Source organism: Neorhizobium sp. R1-B, assembly GCF_004368875.1.
Taxonomy (GTDB): Bacteria; Pseudomonadota; Alphaproteobacteria; order Rhizobiales; family Rhizobiaceae; genus Neorhizobium; species Neorhizobium huautlense.
The window spans coordinates 1-19,036 of record NZ_SOEM01000023.1 but is presented as its reverse complement, the minus strand read 5'-3'; the positions used below and the strand labels follow the sequence as shown (position 1 = coordinate 19,036).

The 19,036-nt window shown below is 59.4% G+C and carries 18 protein-coding genes; 13 read left to right on the top strand and 5 right to left on the bottom strand.

The window, feature by feature from the left end; translation table 11 throughout:
- Positions 1-117: 117 nt before the first annotated feature.
- The 12 genes from EDE05_RS22500 (at position 118) to EDE05_RS22445 (ending at position 9,122) form a co-directional block, all read left to right on the top strand.
- Positions 118-432 carry a hypothetical protein gene (locus EDE05_RS22500; protein WP_112823770.1) on the top strand — a complete coding sequence of 105 codons (315 nt, stop codon included), beginning with the start codon at positions 118-120 and terminating at the stop codon, positions 430-432.
- Between the two features lie 105 nt (positions 433-537).
- Positions 538-1,302: a phosphoribosylaminoimidazolesuccinocarboxamide synthase gene (gene purC / locus EDE05_RS22495; protein ID WP_105370004.1), complete on the top strand. Its 765-nt coding sequence runs from the start codon at positions 538-540 to the stop codon at positions 1,300-1,302.
- A 17-nt stretch (positions 1,303-1,319) separates the two neighbouring features.
- The gene (gene purS / locus EDE05_RS22490; RefSeq protein ID WP_105370005.1) at positions 1,320-1,562 is read left to right on the top strand and encodes a phosphoribosylformylglycinamidine synthase subunit PurS; all 243 of its coding nucleotides are present in this window, start codon (positions 1,320-1,322) and stop codon (positions 1,560-1,562) included.
- Positions 1,563-1,652: 90 nt separating this feature from the next.
- Complete coding sequence (gene purQ / locus EDE05_RS22485) at positions 1,653-2,330, top strand: phosphoribosylformylglycinamidine synthase subunit PurQ (RefSeq protein WP_105370006.1); 678 nt, start codon at positions 1,653-1,655, stop codon at positions 2,328-2,330.
- Positions 2,331-2,386: 56 nt separating this feature from the next.
- Positions 2,387-2,782 carry a hypothetical protein gene (locus tag EDE05_RS22480; protein ID WP_105370335.1) on the top strand — a complete coding sequence of 132 codons (396 nt, stop codon included), beginning with the start codon at positions 2,387-2,389 and terminating at the stop codon, positions 2,780-2,782.
- 209 nt (positions 2,783-2,991) lie between these two features.
- Positions 2,992-3,546 carry an acyloxyacyl hydrolase gene (locus EDE05_RS22475; RefSeq protein ID WP_105370007.1) on the top strand — a complete coding sequence of 185 codons (555 nt, stop codon included), beginning with the start codon at positions 2,992-2,994 and terminating at the stop codon, positions 3,544-3,546.
- A gap of 163 nt (positions 3,547-3,709) precedes the next feature.
- Positions 3,710-5,917 (top strand): phosphoribosylformylglycinamidine synthase subunit PurL, encoded by a 2,208-nt coding sequence (purL, locus tag EDE05_RS22470; RefSeq protein ID WP_132412991.1) that lies wholly within the window; start codon positions 3,710-3,712, stop codon positions 5,915-5,917.
- Positions 5,918-6,203: 286 nt separating this feature from the next.
- On the top strand, positions 6,204-6,743 hold the full coding sequence (locus tag EDE05_RS22465) for a hypothetical protein (protein ID WP_134102963.1): 540 nt from the start codon (positions 6,204-6,206) through the stop codon (positions 6,741-6,743).
- 121 nt (positions 6,744-6,864) lie between these two features.
- A complete protein-coding gene (locus tag EDE05_RS22460; RefSeq protein WP_105370010.1) occupies positions 6,865-7,101 on the top strand; it encodes a BolA family transcriptional regulator in 237 nt (78 codons plus the stop codon).
- A gap of 7 nt (positions 7,102-7,108) precedes the next feature.
- Positions 7,109-7,336 carry a hypothetical protein gene (locus EDE05_RS22455; RefSeq protein WP_105370011.1) on the top strand — a complete coding sequence of 76 codons (228 nt, stop codon included), beginning with the start codon at positions 7,109-7,111 and terminating at the stop codon, positions 7,334-7,336.
- 116 nt (positions 7,337-7,452) lie between these two features.
- Positions 7,453-7,788 carry a Grx4 family monothiol glutaredoxin gene (grxD, locus tag EDE05_RS22450; RefSeq protein WP_105370012.1) on the top strand — a complete coding sequence of 112 codons (336 nt, stop codon included), beginning with the start codon at positions 7,453-7,455 and terminating at the stop codon, positions 7,786-7,788.
- 128 nt (positions 7,789-7,916) lie between these two features.
- A complete protein-coding gene (locus EDE05_RS22445; protein WP_105370336.1) occupies positions 7,917-9,122 on the top strand; it encodes a multidrug effflux MFS transporter in 1,206 nt (401 codons plus the stop codon).
- Positions 9,123-9,157: 35 nt separating this feature from the next.
- Here EDE05_RS22445 and EDE05_RS22440 read toward each other — a convergent pair whose 3' ends face one another.
- The 5 genes from EDE05_RS22440 to EDE05_RS22420 form a co-directional block, all read right to left on the bottom strand.
- Positions 9,158-9,982: an inositol monophosphatase family protein gene (locus EDE05_RS22440; protein WP_105370013.1), complete on the bottom strand. Its 825-nt coding sequence runs from the start codon at positions 9,980-9,982 to the stop codon at positions 9,158-9,160.
- A 9-nt stretch (positions 9,983-9,991) separates the two neighbouring features.
- Entirely contained in the window at positions 9,992-10,855 is an 864-nt protein-coding gene (gene ttcA / locus EDE05_RS22435; RefSeq protein WP_112803185.1) for a tRNA 2-thiocytidine(32) synthetase TtcA, read from the bottom strand.
- 54 nt (positions 10,856-10,909) lie between these two features.
- On the bottom strand, positions 10,910-13,570 hold the full coding sequence (gene alaS / locus EDE05_RS22430; RefSeq protein WP_112803183.1) for an alanine--tRNA ligase: 2,661 nt from the start codon (positions 13,568-13,570) through the stop codon (positions 10,910-10,912).
- Between the two features lie 183 nt (positions 13,571-13,753).
- Entirely contained in the window at positions 13,754-14,842 is a 1,089-nt protein-coding gene (gene recA, locus EDE05_RS22425; RefSeq protein ID WP_105370016.1) for a recombinase RecA, read from the bottom strand.
- A gap of 241 nt (positions 14,843-15,083) precedes the next feature.
- Complete coding sequence (locus EDE05_RS22420) at positions 15,084-17,681, bottom strand: PAS domain-containing sensor histidine kinase (RefSeq protein WP_132412989.1); 2,598 nt, start codon at positions 17,679-17,681, stop codon at positions 15,084-15,086.
- A gap of 249 nt (positions 17,682-17,930) precedes the next feature.
- Between EDE05_RS22420 and EDE05_RS22415 the strand changes: the two genes are divergently transcribed.
- Positions 17,931-18,914, top strand: coding sequence for a flagellar biosynthetic protein FliO (locus EDE05_RS22415; protein WP_112823771.1), 984 nt, complete (start codon positions 17,931-17,933; stop codon positions 18,912-18,914).
- Positions 18,915-19,036 lie beyond the last annotated feature (122 nt).

Genomic DNA, 19,036 nt, shown 5'->3' with positions numbered 1-19,036 from the left:
CCCCTTAATCAAAAGAGGAACGAAGCGCAATTGGCCGAGATCGATTCAGGCTCGTTGGCAGACGAAATCCCGATGCAAAATTGACCGAAACCAAACTCTTCCTGAACGAGACGGTCGTTGTCGCAGGTGATCCGTTATAAACGGCTGGTGCGCTGCGCCGAAATCATGACGCAATTTGATGGCTATGTCCTCTGGAACTTTGTGGTCGAGGGTCAACAGGTAGGCGCGATTGACCGTACCGCTCTATTGCGAGGCGTTAACCGGCCAAGGCTCAATTCGGAGCGCGAAAAGTGTGCACCCCCGCTTTTCCTGTTTATTGCCGCCCTTTTTGCTCGGCATTGGCGATGGCTGAAATACAAGCTTCAGGAATCCCTGTACTCTGGCCGGCAGATGATTCCTGATAGTGCTTTACGCAAAACCTTCGCCCCATAAAGCTTTTGGAGGCCTGCATTGTGAAACGCTTTCTTTTCCGATAAGGGACCGCTCAAACATCATCCATCGCGCCCGCGAGCGGCGCCAACAACGAGACAAGAAACTATGAACCGTCGCCGCCGTATCTACGAAGGCAAGGCCAAGATCCTGTATGAAGGCCCTGAACCCGGCACGCTGATCCAATTCTTCAAGGACGATGCCACCGCTTTTAACAAAAAGAAGCATGACGTCATCGACGGCAAGGGCGTACTCAACAATCGTATCTCCGAGTACATCTTCACCCATCTGAACAAGATCGGCATTCCCACGCATTTCATCCGCCGGCTGAACATGCGCGAGCAGCTCATCAAGGAAGTGGAAATCATTCCCCTCGAGATCGTCGTGCGCAATGTTGCCGCCGGATCACTTTCGAGCAGGCTCGGTATCGAAGAGGGCACGGTCCTTCCCCGCTCGATCATCGAATTCTACTACAAGTCCGATGCGCTCGCCGATCCAATGGTTTCCGAAGAGCACATCACCGCATTCGGCTGGGCGAACCCCGCTGAACTGGACGATATCATGGCGCTTGCAATTCGCGTCAACGACTTCCTCTCCGGCCTGTTCCTCGGGGTCGGAATTCAGCTTGTCGACTTCAAGATCGAATGCGGCCGCCTCTTCGAAGGCGACATGATGCGCATCATCCTCGCCGATGAAATTTCGCCGGATAGCTGCCGCCTCTGGGACATCGAGACCAGGGAGAAGATGGACAAGGATCGTTTCCGCCGCGATATGGGCGGCCTTTTGGAAGCCTATTCGGAAGTAGCGCGCCGTCTCGGCATCATCAACGAAAACGAACCGATCCGGGGCACGGGTCCGGTTCTGGTCAAGTAAATTCGGGGGTTAGATCAGTGATCAAGGCACGCGTGACGGTCACGCTGAAGAATGGCGTTCTGGACCCGCAGGGCAAGGCGATCGAAGGCGCACTCGGCAGTCTCGGGTTTGCCGGGGTAGGCCATGTGCGGCAGGGCAAGGTCTTCGACATCGAACTCGACGGTGCCGACAAGGCCAAAGCCGAGGCCGATCTGAAGGCCATGTGCGAAAAGCTCCTCGCCAATACGGTGATCGAAAACTACGCGATCTCCCTCGACTAAGACGCGGATTCGGCGCTGCAGGCGCCGGATCGATATCTGCAACTGCCTCGGAACCGGATACTTTCGAGGCCATTGAGGTTGAAACGCCCCATGAAATCCGCCGTCGTCCAGCTTCCCGGTCTCAATCGCGACCGCGACATGATTGCCGCCCTCACCAAGATTTCCGGCAGGGCGCCGATCACCGTCTGGCAGACGGAGACCGAAATTCCCGATGTTGACCTGATCGTTATTCCAGGCGGCTTTTCCTATGGCGATTATCTGCGCTGCGGTGCGATCGCCGCCCGCATGCCGGTCATGCAGGCCATCAAGGAAAAGGCCGATAGAGGCGTCAAGGTGCTGGGTGTCTGCAACGGCTTCCAGATCCTCGTCGAGGCAGGCATGCTGCCCGGAGCGCTGATGCGCAACTCGTCGCTGAAGTTCGTCTGCAAGGAAGTGAAGCTCGAGGTGGTGAATGCCGAAACGGATTTCACCCGTGCTTACGAAAAGGGCCAGGTGATCCGCTGCCCCGTCGCCCATCACGACGGCAATTACTTTGTCGATTCCAAACTGTTGTCCTCTCTGGAAGACAATGGGCAGGTCGTCTTCCGCTATGCAGAGGGCACAAATCCGAACGGCTCCTTGAGTGACATCGCAGGCGTCATGAACCGCAGCGGCAATGTGCTCGGCATGATGCCGCATCCGGAGAACCTGATCGAAGCCGCACACGGTGGCAGTGACGGGCGCGGCATCTTTGCCTCTGCGCTGGACGTGGTGGCCGCCACCGCCTGACGTTGTCGTCTCCTGCTCGACGACTGGATATCCTGATTTCACCTTAGGACGTTATGATGGCCCCCTCCATCCGCCTTCACGTGGTACTCGCCGTCTCGGCCCTCGGCCTTCTGCTTTCCGCATGCCAGTCGGAGCGCCCGGCATCCGGCCCGAATCGCGCCGCATTGCCGACGATGGAACGCGTCGCGCTTGCGGCAAACTCGTGCTGGTTCAAATCCGGAGACGCAGCGTTCAAGCCATACCGGTTGGCGCCTGAGTTGAACTCCTTCTCCGGCCGCCCTCGCATCCTTGCAGTTCCGCGCAATAGTCCGGAATCGCGACCTGTCCTCGTCGTCCAGGCGGAAGGCAATCCTGCCCGTCTCGACGCTTTCGGACCGCTGATGGGTACTGCCGACGGCGAACGAATCAAGCGCGACGTTCTGCGCTGGGCCGGCGGCACAAGCGGCTGCTGAACCGGGCAAATCTCCTGCACTCGCGACCTGTTGCAGAGCTGCACCGAACCGCATGAATCTTTACGTTTTTTCGCCGCAATTCATAACAACCAATTAAGGTTGCTGGACGGCTATCGCCTCTCGCTGTACCACTTCCGCTTGGGAGAATGCGAGCGCCAACGCGTATCGTATTGACCGCGAGCCAGTGGTCCGCATGAAGGGCGATAGGAATGAACAAAGCACTGTTGGGTTGCGTCGTCGGGACCGTCTTGACGGCGTCCGCCATATCATCGGCGGCGCTGGCCCAGGAACGCCTCTTCGACGAAGTCCGTATCGGCCTCTCCGGATCAATCCATGACAAGAAGACGTTCGAACCAGGGCTTTTCCCTTCCGCCACAGTCTTTTTCGACCCGTTCGATCAACGACACGCCGAAAGCTTCCTTGATCATATGCTGCGTCCAAGGGTGCATGTCGGCGCGATCGTGTCGACCTCCGGCGGCGCCAATCAGGTTTTTGCGGGCTTTACCTGGACCGCCAATGTCACCGACAAACTCTTCATCGATCTCGGTTTCGGCGGCTCGCTTACCGATGCAAGCCTCGATAATCCCAACGATCGGCCGAATGTAGGTTGCCGTGCCCAGTTTCATGAATCAGCCGCCGTGGGTTACAACATAACGGAAAACTGGCGCGTTCTCGCCACGATCGAACATTCCTCCAATGCGGATATTTGCGACCAGAACGATGGCCTTTCCTACGCCGGCATAGCGGTCGGTTACAAGTTCTGACGGATCACACGTCCCGTTGAAGAATGAAGCGCCGCGTTGCGGCGCTTTTTTTGTCCCGGATATACTTAGCCTGTCACCTTGCAAGGCAGCATTTTCCTGTCGCACCTTTCGGCGACATAGGCTAAAGAGCGCCAAAGCTTGGCCCTGTCATCCAGAGTAGATCATGACCATTCCGAACAGCATCGCGATCACCCCTGAACTCGTCGCCTCCCATGGCCTCAAACCGGACGAGTACCAGCGTATTCTCGATCTGATCGGCCGCGAGCCGACCTTTACGGAACTCGGCATCTTCTCGGCCATGTGGAACGAGCACTGCTCCTACAAATCCTCGAAGAAGTGGCTGCGGACATTGCCGACCAAAGGTCGCCGCGTCATCCAGGGGCCGGGCGAAAATGCGGGCGTGGTGGATATCGACGACGGCGATTGTGTCGTCTTCAAGATGGAGAGCCATAACCATCCCTCCTATATCGAGCCCTATCAAGGCGCGGCTACCGGCGTCGGCGGCATTCTCCGCGACGTCTTCACCATGGGCGCGCGACCGGTTGCGGCCATGAATGCACTTCGATTCGGTGCACCGGATCATCCGAAGACCAAACACCTGGTCTCGGGCGTCGTCGCCGGCGTCGGAGGTTATGGCAATTCCTTCGGCGTGCCGACGGTGGGCGGCGAAGTGGAATTCGATCCGCGCTACAATGGCAACATCCTGGTCAACGCGTTCGCGGCCGGCCTCGCCCGCACCGATGCCATCTTTTATTCCAAAGCTGAAGGCGTCGGTCTGCCGGTGGTCTATCTCGGAGCAAAGACGGGGCGCGACGGGGTCGGTGGCGCGACGATGGCATCCGCCGAATTCGACGAGTCGATCGAAGAAAAACGCCCGACCGTGCAGGTCGGCGACCCCTTTACCGAAAAGTGCCTGCTGGAAGCCTGCCTCGAACTGATGGGAACCGGCGCAGTCATCGCCATTCAGGACATGGGAGCCGCGGGCCTTACCTGTTCCGCGGTCGAGATGGGTGCAAAGGGCGATCTCGGTATCGAACTGGACCTGGATAAGGTTCCGGTGCGCGAAGACCGCATGTCCGCCTATGAGATGATGCTCTCGGAGAGCCAAGAGCGCATGCTCATGGTGCTGAAGCCGGAGAAGGAAAAGGAAGCCGAGGCAATATTCCATAAGTGGGGCCTCGATTTCGCAATCGTCGGCAAGACGACGGACGACCTGCGCTTTCGCATCCTGCATCAGGGCGAGGAAGTGGCGAACCTGCCGATCAAGGAACTGGGAGACGAGGCGCCGGAATATGACCGCCCCTGGATCCAGTCGAACGGCCGCGCTCCCCTTCCCGCATCGCAAGTTGCCGCACCGGCAGACTACAATGACGCCTTGTTGAAGCTCGTCGGCTCGCCGAACCAGTCCAGCCGCCGCTGGGTGTGGGAACAGTATGACACGCTGATCCAGGGCAATTCGCTGCAGCGTCCCGGTGGCGATGCCGGCGTGGTACGCGTCGACAACCATCCGACGAAAGCCCTCGCCTTTTCCTCCGACGTCACGCCCCGCTATGTCGAGGCCGATCCCTTCGAAGGCGGCAAGCAAGCTGTCGCCGAATGCTGGAGAAATATCTGCGCGACCGGCGCGGAACCGCTCGCCGCCACCGATAATCTCAATTTCGGCAATCCGGAAAAGCCTGAGATCATGGGCCAGTTGGTCGGTGCCATCAAGGGTATAGGTGAAGCCTGCAAGGCGCTCGATTTCCCCATCGTATCCGGCAACGTGTCGCTCTACAACGAGACGAATGGCATCGCGATTCTTCCGACGCCGACAATCGCTGGTGTCGGCCTGCTGCCCGACTGGCAGAAGATGGCGAAGATCGGCTCGGCCAGTGAAGGCGATCGGCTGATCATGATCGGGACCGACGGCAGCCACCTTGGCTCCTCGATCTACCTGCGCGATATCCTCGACACGATCGACGGTCCGCCGCCGGAAGTCGATCTCGCCGCCGAACGCCGCAATGGCGAATTTGTCCGGTCCATGATCCGCAACGGTCAGGTCACCGCCTGCCACGACATTTCCTCGGGCGGACTTGCCCTTGCTTTGGCAGAAATGGCGATGGCATCGGGTAAAGGCATGAAGGTCAGCCTCAAGGAACAGCGCGGACCGGCGCATGCTCTTCTCTTCGGTGAAGATCAGGCACGTTACGTGATCGCCGTGTCGGCTGACTTGGCCAACTTCGTGCAGGCGAGCGCAGAGAGCACAGGCGTACCATTCCGGCTGCTCGGAACAGTGACCGGGAAAAATCTGATTGTCGATGAGCTTCTCGATGTCTCAGTCACCGACCTTGTGAACGCCAACGAAAGCTGGTTTCCACAATTCATGGCCTGAACCAACTGAATTCCAGCGACAATTCTCCAGAGACAACAGCGAAATCCGCTGTTGTCTCTGATATTTATGGCTCCGCAGGGATTGATGGACTCGATCCTGCCGCGTAAAAATCCATGTTTACGAACTGGATATCACGCGAAAAATGCACACACGGATCCTGGCCTGGTTGCGGTCGTCAGGCCCCACCTGGCAATACAAGCGCATCTGGCTTGACGCGCTCATCGTTACACTTTGCCTGAACGCCCTCGCTTGGCTGATCTTCGCAAAGCTGGGAATGCCCACTTCCGTGATCTTCGCAGAGGACGGCCCGATCGAGGATCTGCAATCCTTGTCGCTGGCGATCACCGCATTGCTGGGGATCGTTGCAGCCACAAAGACACGCATATTGGCTCGCTTCGTCGCCACTGCTTTAACTTGTATTTCAGTCGTCTTCTTTGCTCGCGAGATGCCAATATGCCGTGGAAGTGTGACAGTTTATTGCGTCTCGAAGACGTGGCTGCCGATTATTATCGCAGCAGCTGTTCTGATCCTACTGATCGCGACGATCGTTTTCGAGTATCGTCACAGAGGTGGCATCTCCCGCGCCATTCATCCCCGCCTCTCATGGCCGTTGGGGTTCGCAGCCGTGGTACTCGGTCTCAGCCAGCTTGCCGAGCAACTGGACATCGTGGTGATGGAAGAAAGTCTCGAATCCTATGGCTTCATGATTCTCACTTTCAGTGCTGCCTGGATTTTCCGCTTTTCGAGAAGTCAGCAGGTCGAACCGCTTGGAAAACGCGCCAAGGCGAGCCTCACCCGGTTCAAGCACTCGCTCTCGAATCATTGAGCTTCAGAGGCATCTGAAATCTGAGGTTTTCCGCTATCCCGCTTTGACCGAAGAACGGGTTTGGGGCACTCTCTCCTAAAAAAGGTCCGCATGAGTCTGCGGAGGAGAAAAGGAATACATCATGGCAATGCGACCCGGTGAAATCGAAGATCTGATCAAGGCAGGCATTCCAGGTGCCAGGGTGACAATTCGGGACCTCGCCGGCGATGGCGATCACTACGCAGCCGAGGTGGTGGCGGAGCAGTTCCGCGGCAAAAGCCGCGTGCAACAGCATCAGATGGTCTACGAGGCGCTGAAGGGCAATATGGGCGGAGTTTTGCACGCTTTGGCTCTACAGACATCAGCTCCCGCAGATTGAGCTGACGATGCCCGACCTTATCAAGGAGATCATCACGGGCGTGGTGGAAAATGTCGTGAAGGAGCTTCTGAAGAAGTCCCACGGTCGCACAACCACCAAGCGGAAAAAACGACAGACGCGATCTGCTTCGACCGGCCGCTTCGTCAAGAAAACATCCCGCGCCACACGGCCGGCCCGGAAACAGGTTAGCCGCCGGCGCACCGCTGCAAGCCGCAGCAAGCAGCGCAGTCGCTAGATACGCCTCGCAGGCCATACCGAGGTTATTCCGCTGGAATTCCACCGGCCACATTGCTATTTAGGGAAGATAACGCAGCGCAGCGGTCCTTGAAACCGCATGTGAAAGGATATGACATGAGCGGAATTAACGAATTCATCGACAACGAAGTGAAGACGAACGACGTCGTTCTCTTCATGAAGGGCACGCCCCAGTTCCCGCAGTGTGGCTTCTCGGGCCAGGTCGTTCAGATTCTCGACTATCTGGGTCTGGACTATAAGGGTGTAAATGTGCTCGCCGACGCGGACATTCGCCAGGGCATCAAGGATTATTCCAACTGGCCCACCATTCCGCAGCTTTATGTCAAGGGCGAGTTCGTTGGCGGTTGCGATATCGTCCGCGAGATGTTCCAGTCGGGCGAGCTGCAGAGCCATCTCCAGGAGCAGGGAATCTCCGTTCGCGGCGCAGCATGAATGCGCCGGGCGACGCCCCAGATTTTTGAGAATGAATTTCAAGGCGCCGCTCCCACGGCGCCTTTCCCATTGTTTAGGAAAGTGCTGTGACAAATTTTTCACAAACGGCCGTTGATCGCTTGCGCGGCATGAGCCGGCCCGAGTTCATAGCAATGATGGCTATGCTGATGGCTCTCAACGCGCTTGCCATCGACATCATGCTTCCGGGACTTCAAGAGATTGGCGCCTCGCTCGGCGTCGAAAGCGAAAACCACCGGCAATATGTGGTTTCTTCCTATATTTTTGGACTCGGTGTCGCCCAGCTCCTGTATGGACCGCTCTCCGACCGCTTTGGCCGGCGCATACCCATGCTGTTCGGCATCGGAATCTATGTCGTCTGCTCGATCGGCATCATCGTCGTTCCCTCCTTCGCCACGATGCTTATCCTGCGCTTCATCCAGGGCGCTGGCGCCGCTGCTACGCGTGTCATCACCATCTCCATCGTCCGCGACGTTTATGGCGGTCGTGCGATGGCGGAAGTCATGTCGCTTATCATGATGGTGTTCATGATCGTACCGATCATCGCCCCCGGAACCGGACAGGTCATCATGTTCTTCGGCGAATGGCACCTGATCTTTGCGTTCATAGCGGTCATTTCGCTTGCCATGGGCTTCTGGATGTATGTCCGCCTGCCCGAGACTCTTGATTCCGCCGACGTCAGACCTTTTACGGCCTCCTCTATCCTCGATGCGTTCCGCATCGTGCTGACCAACCGGATTGCGCTCTGCTACACGATCGCCAGCACCTTCATCTTCGGGGCATTGTTCGGTTTCATCAATTCGGCGCAGCAGATCTATGTGGGAATCTATGAGCTCGGGATATGGTTTCCGGTCGCCTTTGCGGCGGTTGCCGTCTTCATGTCCCTGTCTTCCTTCCTCAACGCTCGCTTCGTCGGTCGTTTCGGCATGCGGCGCCTCTCCCACGGCTCGCTTTTCGGCTTCATAACGATCACCTTCATATGGATGCTCGTGCAGATATTCGGCCCGCAGCCGATGCCGATCCTGCTGTTCCTCGTCTTCTTTTCTCTCGCGATGTTTCAATTCGGTTGGATCGGGTCCAACTTCAACTCGCTGGCCATGGAGCCGCTCGGACACGTCGCCGGCACGGCTTCTTCGGCGCTTGGCTTCATGAGTACGGTCGGCGGATCATTTATCGGCGTGGCCATTGGCCAGGCTTTCGACGGTACTGCGCTGCCACTGGTCGTCGGCTTCTTTTCCGTCTCTATTGTCGGATTGATCTTCGTGCTGATCGGCGAGAAGGGAAAACTCTTCCAGCCGCATAACCCACGGGTCTAGCGTTGGACCGTCGAAGGCCGGAATGATCGAGCCGTTTAGTGCCCGATGATCTCGTCGCGCAGCATCTGCCAGCTCTCCTTGTCGGTGGCGACGAGGAGGCCGCCATCGACGTGGTGCGGGCGATAGGCTGAGCCGTCGAAGCGGGCGATATAACCGCCCGCCTCGGCAGCGATCAGCGTACCGGCCAGATGATCCCAGGGCATCAGCTTATTGTAGAGTACGAACTGTACGTGGCCGCCCGCGAAGGTGCGATATTCGTGAGCCGAGCAGCGATAGTTTGCAAAGAATCGGACCTTGGCGAGATTGCCGAGGATGCGTTCGCGATCTTCCCCGAAGAAATAGCCGGGCGAAGCCATGCCGACCATCGCATCGATCGCACGGGATTTGGCAACGGAAAGTCGGATCGCCTCGCCATCCGGCCGGCGCAGAAAAGCACCGGCACCCTTTTCAGCCATGATCCAGTCGTCACCCATGGGATCATAGATGATGCCAGCAATCACTTCGCCCTTCCACACGACCGACGCCATCACGCCAAAGGCCGGAATGCCGGAGGCGAAGTTGAAAGTGCCGTCGACCGGATCGACGACCACCGCGAATTCCGCATCGGCGAGTTTGCCGAGCAAGGACGGATCGGCGGCAACCGATTCTTCCCCAACGAAAAGCGCACCGGGGGCGATCGCCTCCATCTCGCGCCGGATCAAGCGCTCTGCCGCTTCGTCCGCTTCCGTCACCAGATCGGTCGGCTCGCTCTTGGAGCGGACATCGTCATTTCCCAGCCTTCGGAAGCGCGGCAAAATCTCGGATTTGGCAGCAAGGCGCAAAAGGTCGGCAAGCTTGGTGACGTCTAGCGGAGGGGTCATTGAAAAGTCTCAGGTTCTTGTGGCTTGGAGGCCGGAAAAATCGAAAAGTTTCGGGTCGAGGAGGTGGGACGGATTGACATGGGCAAGAGCTCGCAGCATCGCGTCCTTGCGGCCCGGCATGCGAGCCTCGATATCCACAAGCATCGCCTTCATCGCATTGCGCTGAAGGCCGTCCTGCGATCCGCAAAGGTCGCATGGGATGATCGGAAACTGCATGGCGGAGGCAAATTTTGCCAGATCGTCCTCGGCGCAGTAAGCGAGTGGCCGCAAGACCATCAAATCCCCTTCATCATTCAGAAGCTTTGCCGGCATGCCAGCGAGCCTGCCGCCGTGGAAGAAGTTCATAAAGAAGGTTTCCAGAATGTCCTCGCGGTGATGCCCGAGAACGAGAGCATCACAGTCCTCCTCTCGCGCGATCCGGTAGAGGTTGCCGCGCCTGAGCCTCGAACAGAGCGAACAATAGGTCGCGCCCTCCGGCACCTTCTCCTTCACGATGGAATAGGTGTCGCGATACTCGATCCGGTGCTTCACGCCGATCGACGCAAGGTAATCCGGCAGCACATGTTTGGGAAAATTCGGCTGTCCCTGATCCAGGTTGCAGGCCATCAATTCGACCGGCAGAAGGCCGCGCCATTGAAGATCCAGCAGGATCGCCAGCAGGGAATAGGAATCCTTGCCCCCCGAAAGACCGACGAGCCAGCGCTTCTGGCCTTTCAGCATCTGGAAATCGTCAAACGCCTGGCGCACCTGACGGAGCAGGCGCTTGCGCAGCTTGTTGAACGAGACGGAACTTGGCGCGTCGCGAAACAGAGCGGGCAGCAGGCCGTCAATGGCCCCTTCAAGTTCGTCCTCAATCATGGCGTTCACGCCCATTGGTCTTCCCTTGAAGAGGGAAAGCGGGTTCAGCCCGCCTTCCCTGCAGATTGGTCAGGCGCCCAGCGCAGCCGCAACCGCCTCGAGCGCATCATTGGCCTTGGCGCCATCCGGACCGCCGGCCTGAGCCATGTCCGGTCGACCGCCGCCACCCTTGCCGCCGAGTGCTGCAGAGGCAATCCGCACCAGGTCGACCGCGCTGAAGCGGCCGGTAAGGTCAGGCGTTACCGCCACGACCGCACTCGCCTTGCCGTCTTCCGAGACGCCGACCAGAGTGACCACGCCGGAACCGAGGTTTGCCTTACCTTCGTCTGCCAGCCCTTTCAGGTCCTTGGCGTCGATGCCCGCCAATGCCTTACCCATGAATTTGATGCCTGCGATTTCGCGGACATCATCGGTCGAACCGCCCTGCCCGCCACCCATGGCGAGCCGGCGCTTCGCTTCCGCCAGTTCCCGCTCGAGCCTGCGCCGTTCGTCGACCAAGGCCTCGACTCGGGAAACGAGGTCGGCCGGCTGCACCTTCAGTGCACCGGCAAGCGTCTTCACCCGCTCATCCTGCTCGGCAAGATAGGCACGGGCCGCTTCGCCCGTGACGGCTTCGACACGGCGCACGCCAGCTGCCACAGCACTCTCCGAAAGGATACGCACGAGACCGATATCACCCGTTGCGTTGACATGCGTTCCGCCGCAGAGCTCGATGGAATAGGGCTTGCCGGCTTTCGGGCCCGCAATGGCCTTGCCCATCGAGACGACACGCACCTCATCGCCATACTTTTCGCCGAACAAGGCCATAGCGCCTTCCGCGATCGCGTCATCGACGCTCATCAGGCGGGTGGCGACCGGCGCATTCTGAAGGACGATGGCATTCGCCATGTCCTCAACCTTCTGCAATTCCTCGGCTGTCATCGGCTTCGGATGCGATACGTCGAAACGCAGACGTTCCGGCGCCACCAGCGACCCCTTCTGGGCGACGTGCGTGCCCAGCACCTCCCGCAGCGCTTCATGCAGGAGGTGGGTGGCGGAGTGGTTGGATCGGATACGCGACCGGCGGACATGATCGACCGTCAACGCGACCGCCTCGCCCACCTTCAGCATACCTGCAGCAACCGTCGCGGTATGGACAAAGAGACCCTCGCCCTTCTTTTGGGTATCCGTAACATTCAGCGTGGCATTGTCGGTGGAGATCACACCGGTATCGCCCATCTGTCCGCCGGATTCGCCATAAAACGGCGTCTGGTTCACGACGACCTGAACTTGCTCTCCGGTAGCAGCGCTCTCGATCGTCTTGCCATCCCGCACGATCGCCTGCACCACGCCTTCAGCGGTCTCGGTATCGTAGCCGAGGAACTCGGTCGCGCCGAATTTCTCCTTGAGCTCAAACCAGATCGTCTCGGTTGCCTTGTCGCCTGAGCCGGCCCAATGGGAGCGGGCTTCGGCTTTCTGCCGCTCCATCGCATCGGTGAACCCGGAGATGTCCACGCCGATTTCGCGAGCACGCAACGCATCCTGCGTCAGATCAAGCGGGAAACCATAGGTGTCGTAGAGCTTGAAGGCAGTTTCTCCGTCCAACATGTCGCCCTTACCGAGCGTCGTTGTTGCATCGGAAAGGAGAGAAAGTCCGCGCTCGAGCGTCTTCCGGAAGCGGGTTTCCTCAAGCTTCAGCGTCTCGGCGATCAGCGCTTCGGCCCGGATCAGTTCCGGATAGGCGCGGCCCATTTGCTGCACCAGCGTCGGCAGGAGTTTAAAGAGCAGCGGGTCACGAGCGCCGAGAAGCTGCGCATGACGCATGGCGCGGCGCATGATGCGGCGGAGCACGTAACCACGACCTTCATTGGACGGCAGAACGCCGTCGGCAATCAGAAAGGCGGACGAACGCAGATGGTCGGCGATGACGCGGTGGCTGGCCCGGCGTTCACCTTCGGCCTTGACGCCGGTCGCCTCCTCCGAGGCTGAAATCAGCGCGCGGAAAAGGTCGATGTCATAGTTGTCGTGTTGCCCCTGCAGAAGAGCCGCAACCCGCTCCAGGCCCATGCCGGTGTCGATCGACGGACGCGGCAGATCGATCCGCTCCTCCTTCGTCACCTGCTCATACTGCATGAAGACGAGGTTCCAGATCTCGATGAACCGGTCGCCATCCTCCTCCGGCGAACCGGGAGGACCTCCCCAGATATGGTCGCCGTGATCGTAGAAGATCTCCGAGCACGGGCCGCAGGGGCCGGTATCACCCATGGCCCAGAAATTGTCGCTTGTCGCAATACGAATGATCTTCTCGTCAGCCAGCCCAGCGATCTTCTTCCAGAGGCCGAAAGCTTCATCGTCCGTATGGTACACGGTCACCAGCAGGCGGTTCCGGTCGATGCCGAATTCCTTGGTGATCAGGTTCCAGGCGAGCTCGATCGCGCGTTCCTTGAAATAGTCGCCAAAGGAAAAATTGCCGAGCATCTCAAAGAAGGTGTGGTGGCGCGCGGTATACCCCACATTGTCGAGGTCATTGTGCTTGCCGCCTGCGCGCACGCATTTCTGCGCGGTGGCAGCCGTCGAATAGGGGCGCTTTTCCAGACCGGTAAAGACATTCTTGAACTGCACCATGCCGGCATTGGTGAACATCAGCGTCGGGTCGTTGCGCGGCACCAGCGGACTTGAGGCCACGACCTCGTGTCCATTCTTCTGGAAATAGTCGAGAAAGGTCGACCGAATTTCATTCACGCCGCTCATGCTAGGCCCTTTTTACCGCCGGATGCGATGCTGTTATTCGAAACCAAAGGCTTGTATCGTCCGCACCCCCAACTGTCCAGCCGCTCCACCCCCCAACCGAACGAGAAACCGGCCGCTCATCTTTCGATGGCGGCCGGCTCAAAAGTAAGCGGCCAGGGAAAACCCTGAATGCGGCGGAACCGCTTACATTTCTGCGGCGGCGTCGCCGTCGTCGGCATCCGGCCCGCCATTTTGCAGGAAGCGATCGGCGATCAGGCCCGCATTCTGGCGGAGCGACATCTCGATCTCGCGGGCAAGCTCTGGGTTGTCGCGCAGGAAGAGCTTCGCGTTCTCGCGGCCCTGACCGAGACGCTGGCTGTTGTAGGAGAACCAGGCGCCGGACTTCTCGACAATGCCGGCCTTGACGCCGAGGTCGATCAGTTCGCCGGTCTTGGAAACGCCTTCGCCATACATGATGTCGAATTCAACCTGCTTGAAGGGAGGCGCCATCTTGTTCTTGACGACCTTCACGCGCGTCTGGTTGCCCACGACCTCTTCGCGTTCCTTCACCTGGCCGATGCGGCGGATATCCAGACGAACCGAAGCATAGAATTTCAGCGCATTGCCGCCGGTGGTGGTTTCCGGAGAGCCGAACATGACACCGATCTTCATGCGGATCTGGTTGATGAAGATGACCATGCAGTTCGAGCGGGAGATAGAGGCGGTCAGCTTACGCAAAGCCTGGCTCATCAGGCGGGCCTGCAGACCCGGCAGGCTATCACCCATCTCCCCCTCGATTTCGGCGCGCGGTGTCAGCGCTGCGACCGAGTCGACGACGAGAACATCGACGGCGCCGGAGCGGACCAGCGTATCGGTGATTTCAAGCGCCTGCTCGCCCGTATCCGGCTGCGAGATCAAGAGATTCTGGAGATCGACGCCAAGCTTCCGTGCATAGACCGGATCGAGCGCGTGTTCTGCGTCAACGAAGGCGCAGATGCCACCCTTCTTCTGCGCTTCGGCGATCGTCTGCAATGCGAGCGTCGTCTTGCCCGAGCTTTCCGGGCCGTAGATCTCGACGATGCGGCCCTTGGGCAGACCGCCAATTCCGAGTGCGATATCGAGGCTCAGAGAGCCCGTGGAAACCGTTTCGATCTCGACGATATTCTCGTTCGAGCCGAGCTTCATGATCGATCCCTTGCCGAAGGAACGTTCGATCTGCGACAGTGCCGCTTCCAGCGCCTTGCTCTTGTCCACGCCTTTTTCCTCTACCAGCCGCAAACTATTCTGTGCCATGGATCCCATCCTTTAGGTTATTGCCGCCGCGCAAGCAATGAAGCAGCCGATAAAGCTGATGTACCTATTTTGTTCTCATTTGGCAATAGCCGATCAACAGTTTGACGGAAAATAGCTATTCGGCTTCCGTTCCCGTCATGTTCACGCCAATGAATCACATGGAAATTCACTTGAGAAAACAAACGTCTCGCTGCAATTGCGGGACGAATCGCGGAAGTTCGGAATTTCGATCGGCATCTTCCTAATCCGAATCGAGCATTTCCCGGACGGCGACGGCGAGCTGTTTCAGCGAGAACGGCTTCGGCAGGAAACCGAATTTGGCATCGGCCGGCAAGTTGCGGGCAAACGCATCTTCGGCATAGCCGGACACGAAGATGAATTTCAGGTCCGGATACGATTTGCGGAGCTCGGCAAGCAGCGTCGGTCCGTCCATCTCCGGCATCACCACGTCGGAGACGACGATGTCGACCCTACCCTCCAGCTCTTCCATGATGTCGAGCGCCTCTACGCCGGAACCCGCCTCGTGGACCGTGTAGCCGCGCGTCTCCAGCATCCGCTTGCCGCCGCGACGCACCGCCTCCTCGTCCTCGACCAGAAGCACGACTGCGGACTTTCCGGTGAGGTCCATGTCCTCGGCGGCAGACGCCGGCGGAACAGGCACGGAAGGCGCTGGCTCGGCGGTAGCCGCAGCTCCTGGAATGACCGCAGGCGTCTCGGGAATGTGGCGCGGCAGGAATATCCGGAAACTGGTCCCGCGACCGACTTCCGATTCGGGATAGATATAACCGCCGGACTGCTTGACAATGCCGTATACCATCGAAAGGCCAAGCCCAGTTCCCTTCCCGACTTCCTTGGTGGTGAAAAAGGGTTCGAAGATCTTGTCCATGATTGCAGGCGGGATTCCCGTGCCGGTATCGGAGACCTCGACCATGACGAAATCTTCCGAAGGGAGGTCGGCCTGGTGGAAATCCGACGCCTCCTCCGCAGACACATTGCGTGTCTTGATCAGGATCGTCCCGCCAGTCGGCATTGCGTCGCGGGCGTTGACGCACAGATTGATCAGCACCTGTTCGAACTGCGAAAGGTCGGTGCGGACCGGCCACAGGTCACGTCCGTAATCCACTTCCAGCTTCACATTCGTGCCGGAAATCAGCCGGTCTACCAGCATGCGCAGGTCACCGACGACATCCGTGAGGTTCAGCACCGCCGGACGCATGGTCTGCTTGCGCGAGAAGGCAAGCAACTGCCGCACTAGCACCGCCGCACGATTGGCGTTCCGCTTGATCTCCATGAGATCTGCAAAACTCGCGTCCGAGGGACGCGCCTGTAAAAGAAGATGGTCGGAGGAAAGCAGGATCGCCGTCAAAACATTGTTGAAGTCGTGGGCGATGCCGCCTGCCAGCGTTCCCACCGCGTTCAGCTTCTGGGTTTGGGCCATCTGGGTCTCGAGCGCCTTTTGCTCGGTCGTCTCCACGGCGTAGACGATGGCCGCTTCCTCGGGCGCCTCGTCGCTCTCGTCGATCACGGCATTCACATAAAAGCGCACATAACGATTCTCATCGCCCGGATGGCGAGAGTCAATCGGCGGAATGTCCCCCTGCCGGTCCTTGGCGGCGGCAAGCGCCTGCATCAGCTGCTGGCGTGTGTTCTCGTGCACGATGCGCTCGAGTTCCACGCCCGAGTCGATCTCGTCGCGCGAAACCACCCCTGCAAACAGCTTGAGGAACGGTGCGTTGATGCGGAGGATTTTGCCCGCGCCGTCTACTGATGCGATCGCCATCGGCGTATTGTTGAAGAACCGGGTAAACCGCATGGCGGACGCGGATTGATCCCCTTCCCCGCCCTTCGGCCGCGCCAGCACGATCGTGCGGCTTTCGCCCGGCGCGCCATCGCGGGTGGCGCTGACATTGTGCACAAGGCGAACGGGCAGGCTCTGGCCGTTGGTGCGGCGCAAATCGAGGTCCAGGGTTTCCGTCCGTTTCAGTCCGGGGGCCGCCTGAACGGACTGGATCAGCGCCATGCCCTCGCCTGCCACCATATCCGCAATCGTCATCGAGCGCGGCGTGAACTTCGTCAGATCGATACCCAGCCATTCGGCTAGCGTCGCATTGAGGTAGAAGATCTCGCCCTTCCGTCCGGCAGAGAAAAAACCGGCCGGGGCATGGTCAAGATAATCGATCGCGTTCTGCAATTCGCGGAAGAAGCGCTCCTGATCCTCGCGTTCGGAGGTGATGTCGGTGATTTGCCAGATATCGAGTTGGCTCTTGCCGGAAGCTCCAAGTAGCCGCGCCTTGAGGCGATACCAGTGCGCACCGGAACCGTTGCCCGTCGCTCGACCGAGCGGCTGCAGCAGCCTGAACTCCTCATGCCCCTCGCGGCCTTCCCGCAACGCGGTGGTCAAACGGTAAAGAGCCTCCGTCGATTCGCGGGTCCTGGAAAGCAGCGCTTCCAGCGATTGCACATTGCTCGCCTTAGTCGCACCGGTCATCCGGCCATAGGCGGCGTTGGCGTAAAGAACACGCCCCTTGGGATCAGTAATGAGGATGCCGTCGGGATGACTGGCTAGAAAACCGCGTGCCAGTTCGTCCGATCGCGATTGCGGCATGAGCTCGACGAGGCCTATCAGGGAGGAGACAAGAAAAAAAATCCCCACCATGGCAAGAATACCGAGCAGACCGAGCACGACCTCATTGTCGAGTGCGTGCTGGAACAACACAAAACCGGCCGCAACGCCGCAAAGCACGAGAGCCAGAAGAACGATCCGGACGATGGTGCCGCCGCGTGCGCTCCGTTCCACCAATGGCGCTTCGTAGTTGCCGCCTTGCTGCAACTTCGTCATCAATTCCTCGCATTTCGGCCAGCCTCGCGGCCCTGGTCACCCGCGGGAAGAATCCCGCGATTCCTTCTTAGCAACTTGCATAGTCGGCAAAAAGCTCCACAAGGCCACAAAACCCGGGACAGTTTGCCAAGCTGACCTATCTTTGTCATTTCAGGCCGGTTGTCAGGTTTGACAACGGCGATCGGCAGCTTGCCTCGGCAGGAAAAAAATCGTCTTTTACGCCAGCATTCGCATGAGGAGTGGCAACACATGTTCGGAGACCTTTTAGGCACCTATGGCAGCCGCCTCGTGATCGCCGTCGTCGGAGTGGGTGTAGGCCTTCTCCTGCTAGCAGGCGTCTTGTGGATGATTCGCGGCCGAAACGGTCCGTCTCCCTTCGTTCGAGGCGGAAAGAACCGTCAACCTCGGCTTCAGGTGCTTGATGCCGCTGCGGTCGACACGCGCCGCCGCCTCGTCCTCGTTCGCCGCGACGATATCGAACATCTGATCATGATCGGCGGCCCCACCGATATCGTCATCGAAAGCGGGATATCGACCGCCGCCAACTTGACGCCGGCAGCGTCTTTACGTCCGGTATCACGCGACTTGCCTTCCGCCCCCCCCGCCGAACCACCTGCGGAAAACCGGGCAATGCCGGTCGAGCCGCGTCCGGCCCCGCCCCAGCGACCATCTGCAGCGGAACCTCGGGGCCAGGCCGTTCGGGAGGGTCTCCCGCTTCGCGAGCCGCCCCGCTCATCGTCAGCGATGCCCGTGCGGGCCGCAGGAACGTCGGCCCCAGCCTCAACCGCAGCGCCGAAAGTAGAATTGCCTGCTCGACCGGCGCCCGAGGCACAGGCCGAACCGTCACGACCGATTGCCGCTTTGGCGGCAGCCGCGACCACCGCCCATCCCCTCGCCAGCTCGACCAATAGAATTGATGTCGCGCGTCCAGAGGTGTCGCAGGACGCTGAGGAGTCGCGCATCGTGCCAGTCACCCCGCAAACGGTCCCTGCATCGCTCCAGTCCGCGGCGGACAAGCCGCAACAGCTCGGCAGCGATTTTGACCGGCTGCTCGAGGAAGAGATGGCGCACAACTTGGCCACCCGTGACCCGGCAATCCTTGGCCAGTCGAACCGCCGGACGCCGCCTCACGAGGCGGCCGTGCCGCTTGTCACTGGCGCAACACCCGAACCGTCCTTGCAAACCGAAGTTACCCGGATCTTCGGCGAAATGTCCGCGACCCGCGATAAATAGTTCGGCGCTCCATCCGGCGACTTGCACAATCGGGATAGGGGGGAGCCTATTGGCTCCGCCCCTCCCACACCACCCGGCATGCGGGTCCGCACCGGGCGGTTGGAGCAGTTGAGGTCGTCAGG

Coding starts and splice junctions, on each gene's coding strand:
- purC (WP_105370004.1), top strand. CDS start 538: ATGAACCGTCGCCGCCGTATCTACGAAGGCAAGGCCAAGATCCTGTAT.
- purQ (WP_105370006.1), top strand. CDS start 1,653: ATGAAATCCGCCGTCGTCCAGCTTCCCGGTCTCAATCGCGACCGCGAC.
- EDE05_RS22480 (WP_105370335.1), top strand. CDS start 2,387: ATGGCCCCCTCCATCCGCCTTCACGTGGTACTCGCCGTCTCGGCCCTC.
- EDE05_RS22475 (WP_105370007.1), top strand. CDS start 2,992: ATGAACAAAGCACTGTTGGGTTGCGTCGTCGGGACCGTCTTGACGGCG.
- purL (WP_132412991.1), top strand. CDS start 3,710: ATGACCATTCCGAACAGCATCGCGATCACCCCTGAACTCGTCGCCTCC.
- EDE05_RS22460 (WP_105370010.1), top strand. CDS start 6,865: ATGGCAATGCGACCCGGTGAAATCGAAGATCTGATCAAGGCAGGCATT.
- EDE05_RS22455 (WP_105370011.1), top strand. CDS start 7,109: ATGCCCGACCTTATCAAGGAGATCATCACGGGCGTGGTGGAAAATGTC.
- grxD (WP_105370012.1), top strand. CDS start 7,453: ATGAGCGGAATTAACGAATTCATCGACAACGAAGTGAAGACGAACGAC.
- EDE05_RS22445 (WP_105370336.1), top strand. CDS start 7,917: ATGAGCCGGCCCGAGTTCATAGCAATGATGGCTATGCTGATGGCTCTC.
- EDE05_RS22440 (WP_105370013.1), bottom strand. CDS start 9,982: ATGACCCCTCCGCTAGACGTCACCAAGCTTGCCGACCTTTTGCGCCTT.
- ttcA (WP_112803185.1), bottom strand. CDS start 10,855: ATGGGCGTGAACGCCATGATTGAGGACGAACTTGAAGGGGCCATTGAC.
- alaS (WP_112803183.1), bottom strand. CDS start 13,570: ATGAGCGGCGTGAATGAAATTCGGTCGACCTTTCTCGACTATTTCCAG.
- recA (WP_105370016.1), bottom strand. CDS start 14,842: ATGGCACAGAATAGTTTGCGGCTGGTAGAGGAAAAAGGCGTGGACAAG.
- EDE05_RS22420 (WP_132412989.1), bottom strand. CDS start 17,681: ATGACGAAGTTGCAGCAAGGCGGCAACTACGAAGCGCCATTGGTGGAA.
- EDE05_RS22415 (WP_112823771.1), top strand. CDS start 17,931: ATGTTCGGAGACCTTTTAGGCACCTATGGCAGCCGCCTCGTGATCGCC.